Here is a 22810-nt window from a genome sequence, read left to right as displayed (position 1 = left end):
CATGATTCTGGGGGAGGAGAATGTGCCTTCGGGAGGATCACGCGGGCACATCACATCCTCCCGAAGCGCGAGCTCCTCCCGAAGCGCGATCTCCTCACGAAGCGCCTTCAGCTCGCGCGGTGAAGGCCCTGCGCTACGGCCCGCATGATTTGGTCCTGCACCTCGTGCCAGCGTTCGACGATCTGCCCGTAGGAAACGCGAACGACCGTGTAGCCGAGCAACCGTAGGTGCGCGTCGTGGGCGATATCCTCAGCCCGTTGCCGACCCACATGATGCTTGCCATCTATCTGGAGCACGAGCCTGTCTCCGATGAGAAAGTCGACGCGGTGTCCGGCAATCCAGATTTGCGGGCGAATGGGTAGTCGAAGCCAGAGCAGCCGGGGGATGACGAGCGTCTCTAGTCCCGAATCCGACCAAGGGGTCGCATCCTTGAGGAGTCTGCGACCCTGTGGTGGAAGTCGCAGGCCAGCAAGCACCTGGCGATCGACGAGTCCCTGGCGCAGCGCAGATTCCCAGATCACGAGCGCTTTCTCATAGGGTTGGCATGCGGCGACGATCGCCAGAACGTTCTCGATCGGGTCGACGAGCGATCCCGGATGCCGCGGGATGGCCGGCTCGCACCAGTGCACGTGCGCGCGCTTCGGATCAGCGGCGACCCGCCCGGAGCGCGCGGGCGCAGCGACGTGCTTCTCGAGTTCATCCAACACCCAGAGGCCGCGCCGCCGCGCCTCGGTGATGCAGGTCAGGACCACGCCCGCGCGCGCCGCAGCGATGAGTTCAGGGTCCGCCTCGGTGTCAGCGAGCCAGCCACGGCGCGGTCGCGTTACGGCTCCAGCAACCATGGCCGCGCGCACACAGTGTGGGCTGAAGCCGAGGTCGGTGACGGCGCTCGCGCGCATCACCCCGCCGGTGTGGCGTAGCGCTTTCGTCAGTTCCGCGATCTGCTGGGCGGGGGATCGGCGCGTCATCGCTCCAGCATGCGGTCGCGGAACACGTGCGAAGCGAGTCGCCGGTGAATTGTGCTGAAAGCGGCGTGCTGGCGGGCTTGGGGAGGAGCCGGGGCTGGCGACAGGGCTGCGACGGCGACACGCTTGCGATGCAGAGCCGCGACGCGCGGAGGAGATCGAGGTTCGGGAGGATGCCGAGGCCGGGGAGCATCCTCCGTATCCTGGATCTCCTCCCGTGCGTGCGTGTGTCCCGTGCGTGCGCGTGTCCCGTGCGTGCGTGCGCGTGCCCCGTGCGTGCGTGTGTCCCGTGCGTGCGGACAGGGGTGCATGGGGGGCGGAGCTAGCGCGGGGAGGCACAGGGAGGTCCCGCGCACGACAGGCGCGTGCGCACCGACACGCGGAAAGTAGGCTGGAGGCCGCGAGAAAGAAGGACACTCGGTGACACCCACCCGCACGACGCCCGCGCCCGGCATCCTCCTGGTCGACAAGGCCGGGGGCATGACTTCGCACGATGTGGTTGCCAAGGCGCGTCGCGCTCTTGGCACTCGCAAGGTCGGACATGCGGGCACCCTCGACCCCATGGCGACCGGCTTGCTTGTCCTCGGAGTCGAGGGCGCGACGCGCCTGCTCACCTACATCGTCGGCCTCGACAAGACGTACGAGGCCACGATTCGTCTTGGCGTGGCTACCGACACAGACGACGCCGACGGTCAGACGGTTGCGGTGTCGGATGCTTCGGCCGTGGCATCCGACGAGATCACCGCCGCGATCGCGGCCCTGTCGGGGGAGATCTCGCAAGTGCCGAGCACCTACTCGGCGATCAAGGTCGACGGCAAGCGCGCCTACGACTTGGCGCGCGCGGGGGAAGAGGTTGAACTGAAGGCACGCCGGGTGACGGTGTCGCGCTTCGAGGTGCGAGCGGAGCGGCGAGCGCACGGAGTGATTGACCTCGATGTGGTGGTCGATTGCAGTAGCGGCACCTACATTCGGTCGCTCGCTCGGGACTTGGGTGCAGCGCTTGGGGTCGGAGGACATCTGACGGCCCTGCGTCGCACCCGTATCGGTCCATTCGACGTGGCGGACGCGACGTCGATGGATGATGTCATCGAGGCCGCCGCCTCGCAGGCCGAACCCGCGGGCACGCCTCGCCTCACCCTGCGCACGCCGGCCGATGTGGCCACAGCGGTGCTGGGACGCTTCGATGTTTCGGAGCAAGAAGCACGCGATCTGCGCCACGGCAAGCGTCTGAGTGGTGCCGCAGCGCGGCTCACGGCGAACCCGACCGCGGCGATCGATCCATCGGATGCTCTGGTGGGCATCGTGGAGAAGCGCGGCGATGACGTCAAGAGCGCGATGAACATGCCCGAGGGGGCAAGCCGATGATCATGTGGTTCACCATCGTGCAGGTGGTTGTTGCGGTGGCGGGAGGATTGTTCTGCATCATCGCCGGTCTTGCGGGGCGCCGTCCGAGCGACTTCACTGTCGGAGCGCTGGCCCTGCTCGAGCTGCTGCTCATCGCGCAGGTTGTGATCGCGATCATCGCGCCACTCGCCGGAAACCCGCCCACCGGAAGTCTGCTCGAGTACTGGGTCTATCTCGTATCGGCGGTGCTGCTCCCACCGGCCGGTGTGGCATGGGCGCTCGTCGAGCGCAGCCGCTGGAGCACCGTCATCATGGGTGTCGCGGCGCTGGCCGTGGCAGTCATGGTGTGGCGTATGCAGGTGATCTGGACGATCCAGATCGCCTGAGCGCCGATCATTCGGCCCCGCAGGCCCCCTGTCGCACGCGGGCCATGGCGCTCGCCGCCACGTAGGATTGTGACGTCATGTCGCCAGATACTCGCCCCCGTATGACCGGCATCGGCCGAGTCCTCGTGATCGTGTACGCGATCATGGCGCTCGCCGCCACCGGTCGCTCTTTCGTTCAGATCGTTCGCGAGTTTTCCGACGCGCCATTGGCGTACTCGCTGTCGGCACTGGCAGCGCTGGTGTACATCGTCGCCACGCTCGCCCTGGTCTTCGCGGGTTCGAGGGCGTGGTACCGCGTCGCCTGGATCGCCATCGTGTTCGAGCTGGCTGGTGTGCTGATCGTCGGCACCCTCGGCCTCGTCTTGCCGGAATGGTTTGCGCACCCCACCGTGTGGTCCTGGTACGGCATGGGGTATCTGTTCGTTCCGCTCGTGCTGCCCTTCCTGGGGCTCTGGTGGTTGACCACGCACCAACCGGCGACCCACCGCATCTCGGTGGACGCATGATCGTTTTCGAGAACCCGGCCGACGTGCCCCCAGGGTTCGGGCCCTCGGTGGTGGCGATCGGCAAGTTCGATGGCGTCCACTCGGGCCACCGTGCCGTCATCGATCGTGCGCGGGTGGATGCCGCGGGGCTCGGCGCGCGCGTGGTGGCGGTCACATTCGACCGCAACCCGCTCTCGCTGCTGCGCCCCGAGGTGTGCCCGGAGGACCTCGTCGGGGTCGAGCAGAAGCTCGCCCTGCTTGCCGACGCCGGAGTCGATGCGACGCTGCTGCTGAAGTTCGACACCGATCTGGCGTCGATGCCGCCCCGGGAGTTCGTCGAGACAATCCTGCGCGACGCGCTCGCCGCACGCACTGTGCTGGTCGGCGAAGACTTCCGCTTCGGTCACAGAGGCGCGGGAACACCGGAGTACCTCACCGAGATCGGCGCCGAAATGGGCTTCGACGTTCAGGTGGTCGGCGACGTGCGTGCCGTGGATGCGGGACGGCGTGTGTCATCGACGTGGATCCGCGAAGCGCTGACCGAGGGGGACGTCGCCACGGCGTCGCGCCTTCTGGGGCGCACCCACAGTGTCGAGGGGGAAGTGGTTCACGGACTCAAGCGCGGGCGCGAGCTCGGCTTTCCCACCGCGAACCTCTCCGAGGATCTTGCCGGGTTCGTCCCGGCAGAAGGGGTGTACGCGGGCTGGCTGATCGACCACGGAGCGGTCGACCCGGGCGCGGATCGCGCACCCGCACGCAACGCGCGGCGGAGCATCCGGTACCCCGCGGCCATCAGCATCGGCACGAATCCCACCTTCGACGACGTCGTCACTCGGCAGGTCGAGGCATACGTGCTCGATGAGACAGGCCTCGATCTGTACGGTCATATGGTCGAAGTGCAGTTCGTCTCGCGGGTGCGCGGCATGACCGCCTTCGCCGGCATCGAGGCGCTCATCGAGCAGATCGCCGATGACGTCGTAAAGGTGCGCGCCGCGCTGGCGTGATGTCGCCGCGGGCATAGACCGCTCACCCCTCGCCCGCCTACGATCAAGGCGAGTGCATCGTCGTGCGAAGCGGCACGACGATCGAGGAGGATCATGGCCACCACGTCCACGCCCGACACGATTTCACGTCCTGACAGGGCGCTCGCCCTGCTCGGCGGCTCGCCTGATGACGCCACGCTGCGTCGCTATCTCCACGGTCTGCCGGGCGTCGACGCGGTGGGCCTCGACGCACGCGCAGCCGACCTGGGAACGCGTTCGATCAAGACGACCTCGAAGGCATGGGCCCTCGATCGCATCATTTCGCTCATCGATCTCACGACACTCGAAGGCGCAGATACTCCCGGGAAGGTGCGGTCGCTCGTGGCCAAAGCTGTGAATCCGGATGCGACGGACCCGTCGTGCCCGCGTGTGGCGGCGGTGTGCGTGTACGGCGACATGGTCGAGCATGCTCGCGAGGCGCTGGGGGCGGCGCACGGCGACCCCGACGACGGCGGCGTGAGCGTTGCCGCCGTCGCCACCGCGTTCCCGAGCGGGCGGGCTTCGCTGGCGGTCAAGCTCGCCGACACCGCGGACGCGGTGGCCGCAGGGGCGGATGAGATCGACATGGTGATCGATCGAGGGGCGTTTCTATCGGGCCGATACGGCGTGGTCTTCGATCAGATCGCGCAAGTGAAAGAGGCGTGCCGACGAGCAGACGGAACGCAGGCTTCGCTGAAGGTGATCCTCGAGACCGGCGAGTTGCAGACCTACGACAACATTCGGCGCGCGTCCACCCTGGCGATCCTGGCCGGCGGCGACTTCATCAAGACCTCGACGGGCAAAGTCCAACCCGCGGCCACGCTTCCCGTGACGCTGCTGATGCTCGAGGTGGTGCGTGACTGGTATCGCGCAACCGGCGTCAAGATCGGCGTGAAGCCCGCCGGTGGCATCCGCACCTCGAAGGATGCAATCAAGTACCTCGTGACGGTCGCCGAGACGCTCGGCGAGGAATGGCTGCAACCCCACCTGTTCCGATTCGGAGCGTCGAGTTTGCTCAACGACGTGCTTCGACAGCGACAGAAGATGGCGCACGGGCATTACACCGGCGCGGATTACCTCACGATCGACTGAACGAACGGGACATCATGGCCTTTCTCGACTACGCACCCGCTCCCGAGTCTCGCGCGATTTTACGGCTGCGCGACGAATACGGACTGTTCATTGACGGCGAATTCCGCCCAGGGCAGGGTGAATCGTTCGACACGATCTCACCCGCCGACGAGTCGCGCATCGCATCTGTCGCGGCGGCGTCCGACGAGGATGTCGATGCCGCGGTGGCGGCCGCGAGACGCGCCTACGACAAGACATGGTCGCGAATGAGCGGTCGGGATCGCGGGAAGTATCTGTTCCGCATCGCCCGGCTTGTGCAGGAACGTGCGCGAGAACTCGCCGTTGCTGAAAGCCTCGACAACGGCAAGCCGATCAAAGAGAGCCGCGACGTGGACGTGCCCCTGGTCGCGGCATGGTTCTTCTACTACGCAGGGTGGGCCGACAAGCTCGACTATGCCGGCCTGGGGCCAGCGCCCCGCGCACTCGGCGTCGCCGCGCAAGTCATTCCGTGGAACTTCCCGTTGCTGATGCTCGCGTGGAAGATCGCGCCCGCACTCGCCGCCGGCAACACCGTCGTGCTCAAGCCCGCCGAAACGACGCCGCTGACCGCCCTGTTGTTCGCGGAGATTCTGCAACAGGCAGATCTGCCGCCGGGCGTCGTCAACATCATCACGGGAGCCGGGGCGACCGGGGCGTCTTTGGTGCGGCATCCCGACGTGGACAAAGTGGCGTTCACCGGTTCGACGCCCGTCGGCCGAGACATCGCGCGCGCCGTGGCCGGAACCGACAAGAAGGTGACTCTCGAACTCGGGGGGAAAGCGGCGAACATCATCTTCGACGACGCCCCTATCGAGCAGGCGATCGACGGAATCGTCACGGGGATCTTCTTCAATCAGGGCCAGGTGTGCTGCGCCGGCAGCCGCCTCGTCGTTCAGGAGTCCATCCACGACGAGGTGGTCGAGCGGCTCAAGGCCCGACTGTCGACCCTGCGGCTGGGCGACCCACTCGACAAGAACACCGACATCGGTGCGATCAACTCGAAAGAGCAGTTGGAGCGGGTGCGCGAGCTCAGTCGCATCGGCGAAGAAGAGGGGGCCGTGCGGTGGAGCGCGGACTGCGTGATCCCCGACAAGGGATTCTGGTTCGCCCCGACCATCTTCACCGACGTGCAGACGAGTCATCGCATCGCGCGCGATGAGATCTTCGGACCGGTGCTCTCGGTGCTCACCTTCCGCACTCCCGCCGAGGCGATCGCGAAGGCGAACAACACTCCGTACGGTCTGTCTGCGGGTGTCTGGTCTGACAAGGGATCACGCATCCTCGCGGTGGCTGACAAGCTGCGCGCGGGGGTGATCTGGGCGAACACCTTCAACCGCTTCGATCCCGCGAGCCCGTTCGGTGGGTACAAGGAGTCGGGGTTCGGTCGCGAGGGCGGGCGCCACGGTTTGCTGGCTTATCTGAAGGGGGCAGCATGAGCACGCGGCTGTCGGTGCCGAAGACATACAAGCTGTTCATCGGCGGGGCCTTCCCTCGGAGCGAGTCGGGACGCACGTACGAGGTGCACACGGCGAAGGGCGGCTTTCTCGCCAATGCGGCGCAGGCGTCGAGGAAGGATGCTCGGGATGCCGTGGCCGCGGCGCTCGGCGCCTTCGGCGCATGGTCGGGCGCAACCGCGTACAACCGTGGACAGGTGCTGTACCGCGTGGCCGAGGTACTCGAAGGGCGCCGCGGGCAGTTCATCGACGAGATCATCGCGCAGACCGGGGTCGGTAAGTCCGTCGCCGCAGCCGAGGTCGATGAGGCCATCGACCGGTGGGTCTGGTACGCGGGATGGTGCGACAAGTTCGGGCAGGTCGCCGGCGGCGGCAATCCGGTCGCAGGGTCGTTCTTCAACATCTCGGTACCCGAGCCCACCGGAGTGGTGGCCGTGGTCGCGCCGCAGGATTCGTCGCTGCTCGGCCTGGTTTCGGTGATCGCACCGCCGCTGGTGACGGGAAACACTGTCGTGGTGATCGCCTCTTCGCAGCATCCGCTCAGCGCCATCTCCCTCAGCGAGGTGCTTGCGACCTCGGACGTGCCGCCCGGCACGGTCAACGTGCTCACCGGTTCGCCCGCCGAGATCGCGCCCTGGCTGGCTTCGCACGCCGACGTGCATGCGCTGGATCTGGCCGGAGCGGGGGAGATCGACTGGGTGGATCTGCAGATCGCTGCTGCGCAGACTCTGATGCGGGTGCTCCCACCCGAATCGGGGACGGATGCCGCGCCCAGCCTGCAACGCATCGCGGCATTCACCGAAACCAAGACCGTGTGGCATACGAAGAGCATGAAGTAGGCCGCGCCCGCGGCGTACGTGCGAAGATCGACGAGTGTTCATCGTCGTTGCCGTGACCGGGGGGATCGCCGCCTACAAGTCTGTGCATCTCGTGCGCCTTCTCATCAAAGACGGCCACGACGTGCATGTCGTCCCGACCGAGGATGCGCTGCGGTTCGTTGGCCTGCCGACGTGGGAGGCGATCAGCCGGAACCCGGTGACGGTGTCGGTTCACGACGACGTCGCGCAGGTGCGACACGTGAGCCTCGGGCAGCGCGCTGATCTGATCGTCGTGGCTCCCGCGACGGCCAACACCCTGGCGAAGATGGCTGCGGGCATCGCCGACAACCTGGTCGGCACGACGCTCCTCGCCACGCGCGCCCCTGTCGTCGTGGCCCCCGCGATGCACACCGAGATGTGGCAACACCCGGCCACGGTAGCGAATGTCGCCACTCTGCGCGCGCGCGGCGTGCACGTCATCGGCCCCGAGTCGGGAGAGCTCACCGGGGGAGACAGCGGCGCGGGACGCATGAGCGAGCCCGAAGCGATCGCCGCCGCCGCCGTGGTCATTGCGAGCGCCGCAGCGATGCCCGTATCAGACGAGCATGCGCAGGATCTCGCGGGTCTTCGTGTCGTGGTCTCGACCGGAGGAACGCGGGAACCACTCGATCCGGTGCGCTATCTGGGCAATCGGTCCAGCGGACGGCAGGGTGCGGCCGTCGCACTCGCAGCCGCCGATCGTGGCGCCGAGGTCACCCTTGTCGCCGCGCACGTGGACGACGGGGTGCTCGCAGAAGCATCCCGTCATCCTGCGATCGAGATCCAGCGGGTGGGTACGACGAGCGAACTCGCGGTCGCGATGCGCCGCTCGGCGAGCGCTGCCGACGTGGTGGTGATGGTCGCGGCCGTCGCCGACTACCGCCCCGCCGACATGGCAGATCGCAAGATCACAAAGGACTCGGTGGGTGGGTCTGGACTCACCCTTCATCTCGTCGAAACCGAGGATGTGCTGGCCGAGTTGGTCGCCGAACGTCGCTCCGGACAGATCTTCGTGGGGTTCGCCGCTGAAACACCGGCGGAGGGGGAGTCGCTCGTCGAACGGGCGGCCCGCAAAGCGCGCCGGAAAGGTGTCGATCTGCTCGCAGTCAACGAGGTGGGGTGGCACCAAGCCTTCGAAGCCGAGGACAACACGCTGATGTTCCTCGACGCTGCGGGGGAGGTTACGGGCCAGGTCAGCGGCACGAAACGCACGACCGCCGAGGGCCTGTGGGACGCGGTTGCCGCCACTCGCAGGAATCGCGACGAAGAAAAGTAACGAAAAGGTAACAGCGCATGTAGAGTGGTCGCACCGCGTCGAAGAAGACGCGGCGAACGACCCGGAGGACATGCCCGATGCCCGACCGATTGCTGCCCGCGCGCGCCCGTGCGCAGGCACACTCGCTCCTGGTGGTGTGCGTGCTGGCCGTCGCCAGCATCGTCATCGCGTTCCTCGGTGCGAGCCCGGCGAGGGTGAGTCCGGGGGAGTTGTGGGGGGACGCGCGGAGCCCCGGCGACGAGGCATTCATCGCGAGTCATCGCGGCGGCGGTGCAACCGCGCCGGAGAACACCATTCCCGCGATTCGATCGGCGGTAGCCGGCGGTTATGGCTACGTCGAAGTGGATGTCGCCCTCACATCAGACCAGCACGCCGTGCTCATGCACGATGCGACGGTGGATCGGACGACGGACGGAACCGGATGCGTGTGCGACCTCACGCTCGACCAGGTGCGTGCGCTCGACGCGGGCTCGTGGTTCTCGTCAGAATTCACCGGCGTGGGAGTTCCCACCCTCGAGGAGGTGCTCGACTTGCTCCGCGCCTACAACGGTCGGGCGATTCTCGAACTGAAGGGCCAGTGGACCCCTGAGGCCGCGGCGTCGCTCGTTGACGCGGTCGTGGCAACAGATCTCGAGCGTCAGGTCGTCGTCGCGAGCTTCGATGCCATGACGTTGGCGGAGGTAGCGGCCGCGGATGAGCGTATCTCTCGCCTCCTCGTTCTCAGTGCCCTGCCCGATGACATCGTGGTCGCCACGAACGAGGCGCAGGTGCCGGGGATCATCGTGAGCTCCCGCGCGGTGAACGCCCGCCCCGAAATCGTGGACGAACTCCACGATGCCGGCAAGCGCGTTGTCGTGTACACGCTCAACAGCGACAGTCAATGGGAGGCGATGACGGCACTGGGGGTGGACGGAATTGTCACCGATGATCCCGAAACGCTCTCACGCTGGCAGCGCGCCTACGCGGGCCGGGAGTGAACCCCGCGGTGTTTCCGCTAGACTGAGCCGCGGAACACCACCAGGCGACGTCGCAGCTCGCAGAAGCGAGTGCCCGCGGCCGTCGGTACAGGTTCCGAATCCGCGTTCGTGACGGCACCGCCGCCCGCGGATGCACATAGCACTGTCGGCGAAGCCGGCACCCGCCGGCGAAGCCGGAATCTCACGCTCAGGAGGAGCATGCCGACCACGGCGTCCGCCCAGTCGTCCGCACGACGCAGGAAGACTTCGACCTCGCGTCGCGACGACGAAGCCCCCATCATCCCGATCCTCGCGCGCAAGGTGCGCGAGATCGAAGCGAAGTCGCAGCGCGGCAAGCTGGGGCCTACCAATCGCGTCAAGTTCCAGGTGATCGCGTTCCTCGTCCGCGAAGAGCGCGCCCGTGTCAAGGCTGACACCGAGATCGCCGAGTCCGCGCGGGTCGAACTGCTCAAGCGGCTCGACGGCGTGGCGACGATTCTCGCCAAGACCGCGGCCCGTGACACCTCCCTGATCCAACTGCTCGAAGTCGACCAGGCCACCTCGCCCGTGGCCCGGCGCATGCGCCGCGACTGGCTGCTGGAGTCGGGTGCCGAACTGCCGCCGGATGAGCTGATCATCACCGATGCGAAGCCGCAAGCCGCCCCGGTGGTGCCGGCCGCGTTGGCAGATCGACAGGTGGTTCCCGCCCAGGTCGAAGCGCGTCAAATGTCGAATCCCTTCCTCGCGCCCGACCTTGCGCTGCGCGCCCCCAAGGACACGCCGCGGCGCCGGCTCGATGGCTGGGAGCTCATGGGGCCGCTGTACAAGGCATTCGAAACCGGCGCGGGCGGTAACCATGCCTCGATGGAACTTCCTCCCGTGCCCGAGTACGACCGCCTCTCGCCCAAGGGGCTCGAGGTCATGGTGCACCAATCGCGGTTCCTCGAGTCGGTGCGTCAGGGGCATCGCACGTTCCTGCTGGCGGATGAGCCCGGGTTGGGTAAGACCGCGGAATCTGTTCTCGCGGCATCCGTCGCCGATGCGTACCCCTTACTGGTCGTCGTTCCCAACGTGGTGAAGATGAACTGGGCGCGCGAAGTCGAACGGTGGACTCCGCAGCGGCGGGCGACCGTCATTCAGGGTGACGGCGAGAGCATCGACGCGTTCGCGGATGTGTTCATCGTCAACTACGAAATTCTCGACCGGCACCTGTCGTGGCTGTCGGCACTGGGGCTTCGCGGCATGGTGGTCGATGAGGCGCATTTCATCAAGAACCTCACCTCGCAGCGCTCCCAGAATGTCCTCGCTCTGGCATCGCGCATTCGCGAGCAGGTGCGCGATCCGTTGCTCATGGCGCTCACGGGTACGCCGCTGATCAACGACGTCGAGGACTTCGACGCCATCTGGCGATTCCTCGGTTGGACCACCGGCGAAAAGCCTGGCCCGATTCTCATGGAGAAGCTCGATGAGACGGGCCTGACGCCCGCCGACAAGGCGTTCTACCCCGAGGCGCGCGATGCGGTGATCTCGATGGGGATCGTTCGGCGCAAGAAGAAGGACGTCGCCGCCGATCTGCCCGACAAGCTCATCGCCGACCTTCCCGTCGAACTGGACGACGAATTTGGCCGATCGATCCGTGCCGCAGAGCGCGAACTGGGGGAGCGACTCGCGGGTCGCTACCGGCGCATCATCGAAGCTCGCGGAGATCGCGGGTTGGCCCCGGGCGAGATCGACACCGACATCGTGCGACTGGTCGCGCAGAACGAACTCGAAGAGTCCAAGGCCGCCGGCACGGGAGCCGAGAACGTTTTCACCATGGTGCGCAAGATCGGCCAGGCCAAGGCGCTGCTTGCCGCCGACTATGCCGCGCAGCTCCAGCGCTCGGTGGGCAAGGTGGTCTTCTTCGCCAAGCACATCGATGTGATGGATGCCGCGGAGAGCCACTTCGCCAGTGTCGGCGTCAGATCGGTCTCGCTGCGCGGCGATCAGACGGCCGCGGTGCGGCAGCAGGCGATCGACGAGTTCAATAACGACCCGGACGTGGGAGTCGCGGTGTGCTCGCTGACCGCCGCGGGTGTCGGTGTGAACCTGCAGGCGGCGTCGAACGTCGTGCTCGCCGAGCTGTCATGGACAGCCGCGGAGCAGACGCAGGCGATCGACCGCGTGCACCGTATCGGGCAAGACGAGCCCGTCACGGCGTGGCGCATCATCGCGGCGCACACGATCGACACGAAGATCGCCGAGCTCATCGACTCCAAGCAGGGCCTGGCAGCGCGTGCGCTCGATGGCGAAGCGGTCGATCCTCAGTCGAGCGATTCGGTGCAGCTTTCCGCGCTGATGCACCTGGTGCGACGCGCGCTGGGCGGCGATTAACCTCGAGTCGGCACCGCCCGCCCGTGTAGCACCGAGGAGGACTCGGCGCTAATGTCGGGTGAGGCAGCGTCGCCGACCTGATTCACCCGACACGAGCGAGGACCACAGAATGAAGATCGGCATCCTGACCAGCGGCGGCGATTGTCCCGGGCTCAACGCCGTCATCCGCGGCGTCGTGCTCAAGGGCACGACGGCATACGACATCGAGTTCGTCGGCATCCGCGACGGCTGGCGTGGCGTGGTCGACGGTGACTTCTTCCCGCTCACTCGCCACGACGTGAAGGGCCTGTCGAAGATCGGCGGCACGATTCTCGGTACCAGCCGTACCAACCCGTACGAGGGTCCGCGCGGCGGCGCTGAGAACATCGCCAAGACGATGTACGGCCACCGCATCGACGGCATCATCGCCATCGGCGGTGAGGGAACCTTGGCCGCAGCCAACCGCCTCGCGAACGACGGCATCAACGTGCTGGGTGTTCCCAAGACGATCGACAACGATCTGCGCGCCACCGACTACTCCTTCGGTTTTGACACGGCCGTGAACATCGCCACCGATGCGATGGATCGACTCCGCACGACCGGCGACTCGCACCAGCGCTGCATGGTGGCTGAGGTGATGGGCCGACACGTGGGCTGGATCGCGCTGCACGCCGGAATGGCTGCGGGTGCCCACGCCATCTGCATCCCTGAGGTCCCGCAGTCCATCGACGAGATCGCCGACCTCGTCACGAAGGCTCACGATCGCGGCCGCGCGCCGCTTGTCGTCGTGTCCGAAGGATTCACGCTCACCGGCATGGAAGAGGCATACAGCGACAAGGGTCTGGACGCGTTCAACCGCCCGCGCCTGGGAGGAATCAGCGAGGTACTCGCACCCGAGATCGAGCGCATCACCGGAATCGAGACCCGCGCAACCGTGCTGGGGCACATCCAGCGTGGCGGGTCGCCGTCGGCGTTCGATCGCGTGCTCGCAACGCGCCTGGGTCTGCACACTGCCGACGCCATCGTCGACCAGGCCTGGGGTCAAATGGTGGCTATGCGAGGCACAGACATCGTGCGGGTGCCCTTCGCCGAGGCGCTCGGCGAGCTCAACACGGTTCCGCGCTACCGCTACGACGAGGCAGCCGCACTGTTCGGCTAGTCACAGCGACGACAAAGGGCGGCTCTTTGCGAAGAGCCGCCCTTTGTGGCATCCGCCTGACTATACGTCGAGAACGTCGAACATCCAGGCCAGTTCGAACGCGCGCTCGCGCCACGCGTTGTACCGGCCGCTCACGCCGCCGTGCCCGGCCACCATTTCGCACTTGAGCAGCGCGTCGGCGCCCACCTCGCGCAGACGAGCCACCCACTTGGCCGGCTCGACGTACAGCACGCGCGTGTCGTTGAGTGAGGTGACCGCGAGGATGCGCGGATACGTGACGTCGGAGCGCACGTTCTCGTAGGGCGTGTAGGACTTCATGTACGCGTAGACATCGGCGTTGTGAAGCGGGTCGCCCCACTCGTCCCACTCGATGACGGTCAGCGGCAGCGACGGGTCGAGGATCGTCGTCAGCGCGTCGACGAATGGAACGTCCGCGATGATGCCCGCGAACAGGTCCGGCGCGAGGTTCGCGACAGCCCCCATCAGCAGGCCACCGGCTGATCCTCCCTCGGCAACCATCTGCTGCGGGGTCGTGTATCCCGCATCTACCAGGTGGCGGGCCACATCCACGAAGTCGGTGAAGGTGTTGCGCTTGTTCAGCAGCTTGCCGTCTTCGTACCACTGACGGCCCATTTCGCCGCCGCCGCGCACGTGGGCGACCGCGAAGATCACGCCGCGGTCGAGTTCTGACAGACGGGCAACGGAGAACCCCGGATCGATCGAGTGCTCGTACGATCCGTATCCGTACAGGTGCAACGGGCGAGGGGTTGAGCCGGCCTCCCCGAACGCTCGCTTCCATACCAGCGAGACGGGAACACGGGTGCCGTCGGTTGCCGTGGCCCACACGCGCGCCTGTGCATAGTCGTCGGGCGAGTACCCCCCGAGCACAGGCTGTTGCTTGCGCATGTGCAGCGTGCGCGACGCGATGTCGAGGTCATACACGCTGCCCGGGGTGATGAACGAGCCGTACGACAGTCGCAGCACGGGTGGCGCCCACTCGGGATTGCCGCCACCGCCGACCGAATACAGTGGCTCGTCGAACGCAAGTTCGTCAACGGCGTGCGAGTGATAGTCGAGGAGACCCAGTCGCGCCAGACCGTCGCGCCGGTATCCCACCACGCCCCAATCGCGGAACGTCGAGACTCCCAGCAGTCGAGTCCCTGGGTTGTGTTCGATCACGGTGGTTCGCGTACCTTGAGGGTCGGATGCCGCAACTCGCACGAGTTCGAAGTCGAGCGCACCGTCGTTGTGCAGGACGTACAGCACGTCCTCGCCTTCCACGACCGCGTGCTCCGACTCGTACTCCACGCCCTCACGGCGCGGCCACACGACGCGCGGCTCGCCGCGGAGATCATCAGCGTCCAGCAGCCACTCTTCCGAGGTGATCGATGATCCGAGTCCGATCATGAGATAGCGGTCGCTGCGGGTGAAACCCGCGCCGACCCAGTACCGCTCATCCGGCTCGTGGAAGAGTTTCACATCGTCGTCGGTCGAGGTTCCGATCTCGTGCAGCCACACGGTGTCGGGGCGCCACGCGTCGTCGACGGTCGTGTAGATGATGTGCGCGCCGTCGGGGGAGAAGCTCGCCCCCGCGCCGGTACCGGCGATCTCGTCCGCGAGTTGCTCGCCGCTTTCTAGGTCGCGCACACGAATCGTGTAGCGCTCGTCTCCGGCGGTATCGACGCCGAACAGCATTCGCGTGCCGTCGTTGCTCACCTCGAAGCTGCCCAGGGAGAAGAAGTCGTGACCCTCAGCTTCGATGTTGCCATCGAGCAGAACCTGTTCTCCGTCCACCGGCACGTCGGGGGTGAGTTCGGGAGGTGTCCAGTCATCGGGAGAGGCGAGGGGAGCGCGGCATTGGATGCCGTATTGCGAGCCCTCCACGGTGCGCCCGTAGTACCACCAGCTTCCTCGGCGCGTAGGTACGGACAAATCGGTCTCAAGGGTGCGCCCCTTGATCTCGCCAAAGATCGTCTCGCGCGACTGTTCCAGGTGCGCGGTGCGCGCGTGCGTGTAGGCGTTCTCGGCTTCGAGGTGGGAGATCACGGCGGCGTCGTCCTTGTCACGGAGCCACTCGTACCGATCTTCCACGTCGTCGCCGTGATGGGAGCGCGTGGAGGGGTGAACGGAAGCGACGGGAGGAACGAGCGTGGGCTCGGCGTTTTCAGCGGTCACGACTCCACGCTACTTCAGCAGACGTCTGCGGCATCGCGCCTCGAGCCCGAGCTGAGTTGACCGCGCGGCGATGCGGTGTAAGGATTCTTCGTGGCCGGTTGCCGGTTCCTGAACACACGGTGAACTTTTCGTTCGTCACGCCGATTTCGTCGGCATTCACTCCACACACCCTACGGAAAGCGACCGGTGGAATCCGCAGCCCTCATCATCGTGCTGGTCATCGCACTCGCGCTGTTCTTCGACTTCACGAACGGCTTTCATGACACAGCGAACGCAATGGCCACACCCATCGCGACCGGCGCGCTCAAGCCCAAGACCGCTGTCTTGCTCGCCGCCATCCTCAACCTCGTCGGCGCGTTCCTGTCTACTGAGGTTGCCAAGACGATCTCAGGCGGAATGATCCGCGAAGCCGAGATCTCATCGACGTTGTTCCCCGCGATTATCTTCGCCGGTCTGATCGGCGCGATCACGTGGAACATGCTCACGTGGCTCCTCGGCCTTCCCTCGTCCAGCTCGCACGCGCTGTTCGGTGGCCTGATCGGCGCGACGCTCGTCGGCGTCGGCGTTCAGGGCATCGACTTCGGCGTGGTCATGAGCAAGGTCGTCCTCCCTGCGCTCATCGCGCCGGTCACGGCGGGTGTCATCGCCTTCACCGTGACAAAGCTCGCCTACGTGCTGACACGGCGCTACGACAGCAAACCCGACGGACGCGATGGATTCCGCTGGGGGCAGATCTTCACGTCATCCCTCGTCGCGCTCGCCCATGGCACGAACGACGCTCAGAAGACGATGGGTGTCATCACCTTGGCGCTGATCACCGTCGGATGGCAGAACTCGGCTGACCCGCAGACATGGGTCATCTTCGCGTGCGCGATCACGATCGCCCTCGGTACGTACATGGGCGGCTGGCGGATCATCCGCACCCTCGGCAAGGGACTGACCGATGTCAAGCCTGCCCAGGGCTTCGCCGCTGAGACGTCGACGGCCTCGACGATCCTCGCCTCGAGCGCGCTGGGTTTTGCGCTGTCGACGACGCAGGTCGCCTCGGGTTCGGTCATCGGTTCGGGTCTCGGGCGCCGTGGTTCGCAGGTACGCTGGCGCACAGCGGGCCGCATCATGATCGGCTGGATCCTGACACTTCCCGCCGCCGGCGCCGTGGGTGGCCTGGCCGCTCTCATCGTGGTCTTCCTCGGCGGCTGGGGCGTCCTCATCGACGCGATTCTGGCGGTGGTCATCATCGTCGGACTGTTCCTGCGTTCACGTCGCGATGCCGTACACGCCGGCAATGCGATGAGCGAGGTCGCCGATTCGGGTGCTGCCGTAAAGGTCAAGCGGAATCCGCCGCCGACGCGCCGACAGCGGGCTCTCGCCCGCGAAGAAGCGCGGCGCGCGGCGGCCCACGAACGCCGTGCCACGAAGGACGCCAAGGCGGCGCGTAAGGAGACGAAGCAGTGATCGCCATCGATTGGGGTGCCTTCCTGCAGGTGTTTGCCGCCGCTCTGCTTGCCTCGGTCGTGTTGGTGGGGTTCTACGCGGTGGGCCTGCGCCTGCTGGTCCGTGCCGGTCGTGCGCCTGTGGTGGCGCCGGCCGAGTTCACCGACGCCATCACCGTCATTTCCGAGAAGGAGGCCCGGCGAGCAGAAAAGGCCGCGGCCAAGGCGGCGAAGAAGAGCCCGCTGACCGAAAGTCAGAAGAAGTTCTCGCTCGTTCTCGCCTACGCGTGCTTCGGTGTGTGTATCGCAACGGTGCTCTACGGCATCCTGCTCATCGTCTTCAATCACTGAGCGACTCTGCCCCGAATAGGCTGGGGTTATGGATGCCACGCCCGTGCAATTCGGTCAGCATGCGCCCGCGCGTCGAACGCTGCTGCATCTGAGCGACACGCATCTGATGGCGGGTGGGGTGCCACTGGCCGGACGATACGACACGGTGGCGAACCTCGAGCGCACGTTGCAGTCCGTCCGTGAGATGCGCATCGCCCCCGATGCGATCGTGTTCACGGGCGATCTCACCGATCTGGGCGAGCCCGAGGCCTACCGTGCACTGCGTGACCTCGTCGAGCCGGTCGCTCAGGAACTTGGCGCCCCCATCATATGGGTGGCTGGTAACCATGACGAGCGCCCAGCGATGCGCAGGGACCTACTCGGCCGGGCGGCCACCGAAGACCCGGTGACGGGAGTGTGGGATCTGGCGGGTCTGCGCCTTATCGCGCTCGACAGCACTGTTCCGGGGTGGCATCACGGTGACCTCGATGACGAGCAGCTTGCGTGGTTGGGGGAGGTGTTGTCGAAGCCAGCACCGCTCGGCACGATCCTGGCGATGCATCACCCGCCGTTGCCGAGCCATATCCCGTTCTTTGACATCCTCGAGTTGCGCGATCAGTCGCGCTTCGCCTCGGTGATTGCCGGCAGTGACGTACGGGCGATCCTGGCTGGGCACCTCCACTACTCCACGAGCGGCACGTTTGCGGGCATCCCGGTGAGCGTTGCATCGGCCACGTGCTACACGATGAATCTCGCGCGCCCGGCGATGCACGTGAACGGGATGGATGCCGGTCAGTCCTTCCACCTCGTGCACGTGTACGACGACACGATCACCCACGCCGTGGTGCCGGTAGCCGGCGCCGATACCGGGGACTACTTCACACCCGAGTGGGTGGACGCGATGGCCAAATTGACGCCTGCTGAGCGTTTGGAGCGCTTTTCGCGCAAGCCGGTGAGCTGACTTCAGCGCTCCGCTCGCTCTGCGTTGTTCGCTAGCGCCATCGTGTACAGGATGTGGTCGATTCTGGCCCGTGCGTACAGCTGCCACCACCGTGTCGAGGGCTAGGCTCGTGGCATCCCATCGCCCTTGAAACTCACGAGGATTCATCACCATGGCACAGGACGCAACGACGCGGACACGAACCGAAACGGACTCCCTGGGATCGCTGGAGATCCCGGCCGACGCTTACTGGGGGGTGCACACCGCGCGCGCGTTGGAGAACTTCCCGATCTCGATGCGACCGATCTCGGTGTACAAGGATCTGGTGTGCGGGCTTGCGATGGTCAAACAAGCATCCGCCCGCGCGAACCGTGAGATCGGCGTGCTCGACCCCGAGAAAGCCGATCTGATCGACCGCGCAGCACAATTGGTCATCGACGGACAGTTCCACGACCAGTTCGTCGTCGGCGTAGTGCAAGGCGGGGCCGGCACATCGACCAACATGAACGCCAACGAGGTGATCACCAACATCGCGCTCGAGCTCGCAGGGCGTGAGAAAGGTGACTACGCGTTCCTGTCTCCGATCGATGACACCAACCGCAGCCAGTCGACGAACGACGTGTATCCCACGGCGATCAAGGTCGGCCTGAGTCTCGACCTTTTGACGCTGCTGGACGAACTCGACCTTCTGCGCAAGGCGTTCCTCGAAAAGGCGGTGGAGTTCCACGATGTTCTCAAGGTGGGACGTACCCAGTTGCAGGATGCTGTGCCCATGACTCTCGGCCAAGAGTTTCACGGCTTCGCCACCACGCTGGGTGAGGACTACAGCCGGCTCAAAGAGAACGCGTACCTCATGTACGAGATCAACATGGGTGCGACCGCGATCGGCACCGGCATCACGACGCACCCGGAGTACGGGGCCGCCGTGCTGCGCCACCTCCGCGAGATTACGGACCTCGACCTTGAGACGGCGTCAGACCTGGTGGAGTCCACCAGTGATACCGGCGCCTTCATGTCGTTCTCCTCGACACTGAAGCGCAACGCGATCAAGCTGTCGAAGATTTGCAATGACCTGCGCCTTCTGTCCTCCGGCCCGCAAGCGGGCTTCGGAGAGATCAATCTTCCGCCGCGCCAAGCTGGCTCGAGCATCATGCCAGGCAAGGTGAATCCGGTGATTCCCGAGGTCGTCAACCAGGTCGCTTTCGCGGTGGCCGGTGCCGACTTGACGGTGACGATGGCGGTTGAGAGCGGCCAGCTGCAGCTCAACGCGTTCGAGCCGATCATTGCGCACTCGATCTTTCAGTCCATCACCTGGATGCGACGCGGAATGCGGACGCTCCGCGAAAACTGCGTAGAGGGAATCACCGCCAACCGTGAACGACTGGGCACCATGGTGGGGACGTCAGTCGGCGTCGTGACCGCGCTCACACCGTTCATCGGATACGCGGCCTCGGCTGCATTGGCCAAGACCGCTCTGCTTACGGGCCGCAACGTCGCCGATCTGGTCGTCGAGGCAGGGCTCATGACGCGCGAGGACGTCACCAAGCAGCTCTCGCCCGCTCGACTATCGGGATTGGAAGCAGTCACCGCTGCGATTCCTGTGGTTCTTCCCGAACTGGCTCCAGAGGGTGCCGAGCGTCGTGAGTGAGCGCGCGCGTGGGCGTTGCACGCCCACGCGCGCGAGCGCTACGGTCATGCGTAGACCACCGAGAGGATCGCAATGACCGACCCGCAGAACCCCAACCAGACGCCCCCGAACAGCGGCGGCGCACCCCAACCTCCGGCGGAGCCCGCCAGCACGACGCCGCCTCCCGCGGGCGCGACGCCGCCGCCCGCATACTCGCAGGCGCCTTCGCCGCCCGCATACTCGCAGGCGCCTTCGGCGCCCCCGTACGGGGCAGCGCCCGGGCAGCAGCCCTACGCTTCGGCGCCACCGGCGGCATACGGAGCGCCCGTCTCGGCGTCCGTCCCCGGGCGCACTCTGGGCATCGTCGCGTTCATTCTGTCGTTCTTCATGCAGCTGATTGCTCTGATCCTGGGCATCGTGGCGCTGGTTCAGAGCAAGAAGGCGGGCGCCAAGAACGGCTTCGCGCTGGCGGCGATCATCATCAGCTCGGTACTCCTCGTGCTGGGGATCATCTTCCTGATCATCTTCTTCGCGGTACTCTTCCCCCTGATCGCCGAAGGAACCCAGCAGGTGTACGAGTTCTGCGTCACGAACGGCCCCGGCGTGTTCGAGGTCGAAGGCGTGCCGATCGACTGCACCGAAGTACTCGACATGTGAGGCATCGCGGGGGCAAGCCCCGCGATCACGTGAGAACGGCGGCCCCTCGGGGTCGCCGTTCTGCTTTCAGTCGACGATGCGGCAGTGGGTGGTGAGCGCTCCGATGCCGTCGATGCCGACGGTCACCGTGGAACGGTCCCGCAGGAAGATCTGCGGGTCCCGCGAGTAGCCAGCTCCACCCGGACTTCCGGTGGAGATCAAGGTGCCCGGAAGCAACGTCGCCGATTGCGACAGGCTCGAAATCAGCGTCGCGACGGTACGGACCATCTGGCCCGTCGAGCCGTCTTGTAGCGTCTTGCCGTCCAACACGGTCCAGATATGGAGATCTTGAGGATCGGGAATCTCGTCCGCGGTCACCACGAACGGACCGGTCGGAGTGAACCCGTCGAACGATTTGCATCGTGACCACTGGGCCTCGGAGTACTGGATGTTGCGGGCGGTGATGTCGTTCACCACCGTGTAGCCCCACACGTGCGATAGTGCGGCCTCGGCCGACACGTCCTTTGCATCTCGACCGATGATGACGCCCAGTTCTGCCTCGTAGTCGACCGCTTCGCTCAGCGCACGAGGCCACGTTGTCGTGCCCTCGTGCCCGGAGAGCGAGTTGGGCCACAGCACGAACACGGTGGGGGTGGCATCCGTCTTCAACCCGAGCTCGCTCGAGTGTGCCGCATAGTTCAGCCCGACCGCGAGGATGACCGGCGGTGCGAGGATCGCCGAGGCGAACGCCGCGTCCTGCAGCGGCACGTCGAACGAGGCCCGGGGTGCGGCGTCACGCACGCGATCGAGTAGCTCGTCGCCGCCCGCGATGAGCGCGTCCAGCGTCGACGGCGCCCCGGCGAAGAACCCGTCGACGAAGGCACCTGCGTCCTGTTCTACGGCGATCAGTCGGGGGACACTCGTCCCTGCAGGGATCACGTGGGCGAAGCGCATCCCACAAATCTACCCATGGGGATCGCTGATGAGCATTGCAGAGCGCTCGCGCCTAGGCTGATCGACATGTCGAGTGATCTGCCGGGGCGTGCACGACCGTCCCTGACTCCGCCCGCATTCGCGTCTCCGCTCGCGCAGCCCGCGCTCTCACAGGGCGCCCCCATTCCGTCACCCACGGCACTGCCGCTCGAGGTTCCGGTGGCACCGCGTGCGGGTCGCGTGGCGCCGCTGTGGCTGTTCGGGGTGTTGGTGATCGTGCTGGTGCTGCTCGTCAGCTACTTTCTCTCAGCACTCGGAGCCGCTTCCTCGATCGTCGGGGCGATCCTCGCGCTTGTGCCGCTCGTCGGTGTGGTCGTTGCCGTGCGCATCATCGACCGGTGGGAACCGGAGCCCACAGGTCTCCTCGTGCTCGCCGCCGCATGGGGTGCGATCGCGGCAGTGGGCATCGCGCTGGCCGTCGACTTCGCGATCACCGCGGTGATCGGGAACGACGGATCAGTGCTGCGCGAGGCGTTCTCCGTCGTCGTGCAGGCGCCTATCGTCGAAGAGTTGGGCAAAGGGGTCGGCGTCCTGCTGATCTTTTTGGTGGCCCGCCGCGCATTCGATGGCCCTGTGGATGGGATCGTCTACGGTGCACTCGTCGGTGCGGGCTTCGCCTTCACCGAGAACATCCAATACTTCGCGATCAGCTTCATTGAAGGCGGCGTGGCGGATGCGTCGGTGACGTTCTTCATTCGTGGCATCCTCTCCCCGTTTGCGCATGTGATGTTCACGGCGGTCACCGGCTTCGCCGTCGGGCTGGCCGCTCGCCGCGGTGCGAGCAACGGTTCGATTCTCGGTGCGTGGGTGCTCGGAATGATGGGCGCGATAGTGCTGCACGCCATCTGGAACGGGTCGGCGATGTTCGGCGACTTCTTTGCCCTGTACCTCGTGTTGCAGGTGCCATTGTTCGTGCTGTTCGTGATCGGCGTCATCGCCCTGCGAAGGGAAGAAGCGCGACTCACCCGTAGGCGTCTGGGGGAGTATGCCGAGGCCGGCTGGTTCACCGTGCAAGAAGCCGACATGCTCGCAACCCCCGCCGGTCGCAAGGCAGGGCTGGCGTGGGCGAAAAGCCTTCGAGGGGACCGTTCTGACATCATGATGGGCTTCATTCGGGATGCGACCGCGCTCGCCGCGGCGCGCCAGAGGTCGGTGACCGGTCGCGATCCGCACTCGGCCGCAGAGGAGCACGCGCTCCTGGCGCGCACGGCCGCCGCTCGCGCTGCGCTGTTTGCGCTCTGAGCTGCCACGCCCGGACGAGCCCAGACAAGACTCAACGCTCGGTGCCGCGGCGATGCCTGCGTGTCTCC

The 22810-nt window shown here is 66.1% G+C and carries 20 protein-coding genes; 17 read left to right on the top strand and 3 right to left on the bottom strand.

Going from position 1 to position 22810, the window contains the following annotated elements; all coding sequences use genetic code 11:
• Window positions 1–107: 107 nt before the first annotated feature.
• On the bottom strand, window positions 108–968 hold the full coding sequence (locus tag ON062_RS11040; RefSeq protein ID WP_274647193.1) for an endonuclease domain-containing protein: 861 nt from the start codon (window positions 966–968) through the stop codon (window positions 108–110).
• Between the two features lie 417 nt (window positions 969–1385).
• On the opposite strand from ON062_RS11040, the gene truB reads away from it, so the two are divergent.
• The 11 genes from truB (at window position 1386) to ON062_RS10985 (ending at window position 13366) form a co-directional block, all read left to right on the top strand.
• Window positions 1386–2330: a tRNA pseudouridine(55) synthase TruB gene (gene truB / locus ON062_RS11035; protein WP_274647192.1), complete on the top strand. Its 945-nt coding sequence runs from the start codon at window positions 1386–1388 to the stop codon at window positions 2328–2330.
• A complete protein-coding gene (locus ON062_RS11030; RefSeq protein WP_274647191.1) occupies window positions 2327–2695 on the top strand; it encodes a hypothetical protein in 369 nt (122 codons plus the stop codon). Before truB ends, ON062_RS11030 begins: the two co-directional genes overlap by 4 nt.
• Before the next feature lie 77 nt (window positions 2696–2772).
• Window positions 2773–3201 carry a hypothetical protein gene (locus tag ON062_RS11025; RefSeq protein WP_274647190.1) on the top strand — a complete coding sequence of 143 codons (429 nt, stop codon included), beginning with the start codon at window positions 2773–2775 and terminating at the stop codon, window positions 3199–3201.
• Entirely contained in the window at window positions 3198–4184 is a 987-nt protein-coding gene (locus ON062_RS11020; protein WP_274647189.1) for a bifunctional riboflavin kinase/FAD synthetase, read from the top strand. The genes ON062_RS11025 and ON062_RS11020 overlap by 4 nt, the downstream gene beginning before the upstream one ends.
• A gap of 93 nt (window positions 4185–4277) precedes the next feature.
• Window positions 4278–5294: a deoxyribose-phosphate aldolase gene (gene deoC / locus ON062_RS11015; RefSeq protein WP_274647188.1), complete on the top strand. Its 1017-nt coding sequence runs from the start codon at window positions 4278–4280 to the stop codon at window positions 5292–5294.
• Between the two features lie 14 nt (window positions 5295–5308).
• Window positions 5309–6748 carry an aldehyde dehydrogenase family protein gene (locus ON062_RS11010; protein ID WP_274647187.1) on the top strand — a complete coding sequence of 480 codons (1440 nt, stop codon included), beginning with the start codon at window positions 5309–5311 and terminating at the stop codon, window positions 6746–6748.
• Window positions 6745–7605 carry an aldehyde dehydrogenase family protein gene (locus ON062_RS11005; RefSeq protein ID WP_274647186.1) on the top strand — a complete coding sequence of 287 codons (861 nt, stop codon included), beginning with the start codon at window positions 6745–6747 and terminating at the stop codon, window positions 7603–7605. Before ON062_RS11010 ends, ON062_RS11005 begins: the two co-directional genes overlap by 4 nt.
• Before the next feature lie 34 nt (window positions 7606–7639).
• Window positions 7640–8899, top strand: a complete 1260-nt coding sequence (gene coaBC / locus ON062_RS11000) for a bifunctional phosphopantothenoylcysteine decarboxylase/phosphopantothenate--cysteine ligase CoaBC (RefSeq protein ID WP_274647185.1) — start codon at window positions 7640–7642, stop codon at window positions 8897–8899.
• 77 nt (window positions 8900–8976) lie between these two features.
• Window positions 8977–9876 (top strand): glycerophosphodiester phosphodiesterase family protein, encoded by a 900-nt coding sequence (locus ON062_RS10995; protein ID WP_274647184.1) that lies wholly within the window; start codon window positions 8977–8979, stop codon window positions 9874–9876.
• Window positions 9877–10074: 198 nt separating this feature from the next.
• Window positions 10075–12228 (top strand): DEAD/DEAH box helicase, encoded by a 2154-nt coding sequence (locus ON062_RS10990; protein WP_274647183.1) that lies wholly within the window; start codon window positions 10075–10077, stop codon window positions 12226–12228.
• Between the two features lie 109 nt (window positions 12229–12337).
• A complete protein-coding gene (locus ON062_RS10985; RefSeq protein ID WP_274647182.1) occupies window positions 12338–13366 on the top strand; it encodes an ATP-dependent 6-phosphofructokinase in 1029 nt (342 codons plus the stop codon).
• A gap of 60 nt (window positions 13367–13426) precedes the next feature.
• Here ON062_RS10985 and ON062_RS10980 read toward each other — a convergent pair whose 3' ends face one another.
• Window positions 13427–15541: a S9 family peptidase gene (locus ON062_RS10980; protein ID WP_274647181.1), complete on the bottom strand. Its 2115-nt coding sequence runs from the start codon at window positions 15539–15541 to the stop codon at window positions 13427–13429.
• A gap of 186 nt (window positions 15542–15727) precedes the next feature.
• Between ON062_RS10980 and ON062_RS10975 the strand changes: the two genes are divergently transcribed.
• The 5 genes from ON062_RS10975 to ON062_RS10955 all read left to right on the top strand — a co-directional run bounded on the left by ON062_RS10975 (window position 15728) and on the right by ON062_RS10955 (window position 20528).
• A complete protein-coding gene (locus ON062_RS10975) occupies window positions 15728–16996 on the top strand; it encodes an inorganic phosphate transporter (protein WP_274647180.1) in 1269 nt (422 codons plus the stop codon).
• A complete protein-coding gene (locus ON062_RS10970; RefSeq protein ID WP_274647179.1) occupies window positions 16993–17325 on the top strand; it encodes a peptidase in 333 nt (110 codons plus the stop codon). The genes ON062_RS10975 and ON062_RS10970 overlap by 4 nt, the downstream gene beginning before the upstream one ends.
• 28 nt (window positions 17326–17353) lie before the next feature.
• The gene (locus ON062_RS10965; RefSeq protein ID WP_274647178.1) at window positions 17354–18265 is read left to right on the top strand and encodes a phosphodiesterase; all 912 of its coding nucleotides are present in this window, start codon (window positions 17354–17356) and stop codon (window positions 18263–18265) included.
• Between the two features lie 151 nt (window positions 18266–18416).
• On the top strand, window positions 18417–19892 hold the full coding sequence (locus ON062_RS10960) for an aspartate ammonia-lyase (RefSeq protein WP_274647177.1): 1476 nt from the start codon (window positions 18417–18419) through the stop codon (window positions 19890–19892).
• Window positions 19893–19964: 72 nt separating this feature from the next.
• Complete coding sequence (locus ON062_RS10955) at window positions 19965–20528, top strand: DUF4190 domain-containing protein (RefSeq protein ID WP_274647176.1); 564 nt, start codon at window positions 19965–19967, stop codon at window positions 20526–20528.
• A 66-nt stretch (window positions 20529–20594) separates the two neighbouring features.
• On the opposite strand, the gene ON062_RS10950 is transcribed toward ON062_RS10955, so the two are convergent.
• On the bottom strand, window positions 20595–21461 hold the full coding sequence (locus ON062_RS10950) for a fumarylacetoacetate hydrolase family protein (RefSeq protein ID WP_274647175.1): 867 nt from the start codon (window positions 21459–21461) through the stop codon (window positions 20595–20597).
• Window positions 21462–21527: 66 nt separating this feature from the next.
• On the opposite strand from ON062_RS10950, the gene ON062_RS10945 reads away from it, so the two are divergent.
• The gene (locus ON062_RS10945) at window positions 21528–22742 is read left to right on the top strand and encodes a PrsW family intramembrane metalloprotease (RefSeq protein ID WP_274647174.1); all 1215 of its coding nucleotides are present in this window, start codon (window positions 21528–21530) and stop codon (window positions 22740–22742) included.
• Window positions 22743–22810: the final 68 nt, after the last annotated feature.

Source organism: Microbacterium sp. C7(2022) (genome assembly GCF_028823665.1).
GTDB lineage: Bacteria > Actinomycetota > Actinomycetes > Actinomycetales > Microbacteriaceae > Microbacterium.
Note: the sequence above shows the minus strand (reverse complement) of the source record. Positions and strands in the feature narration are given on the sequence as shown.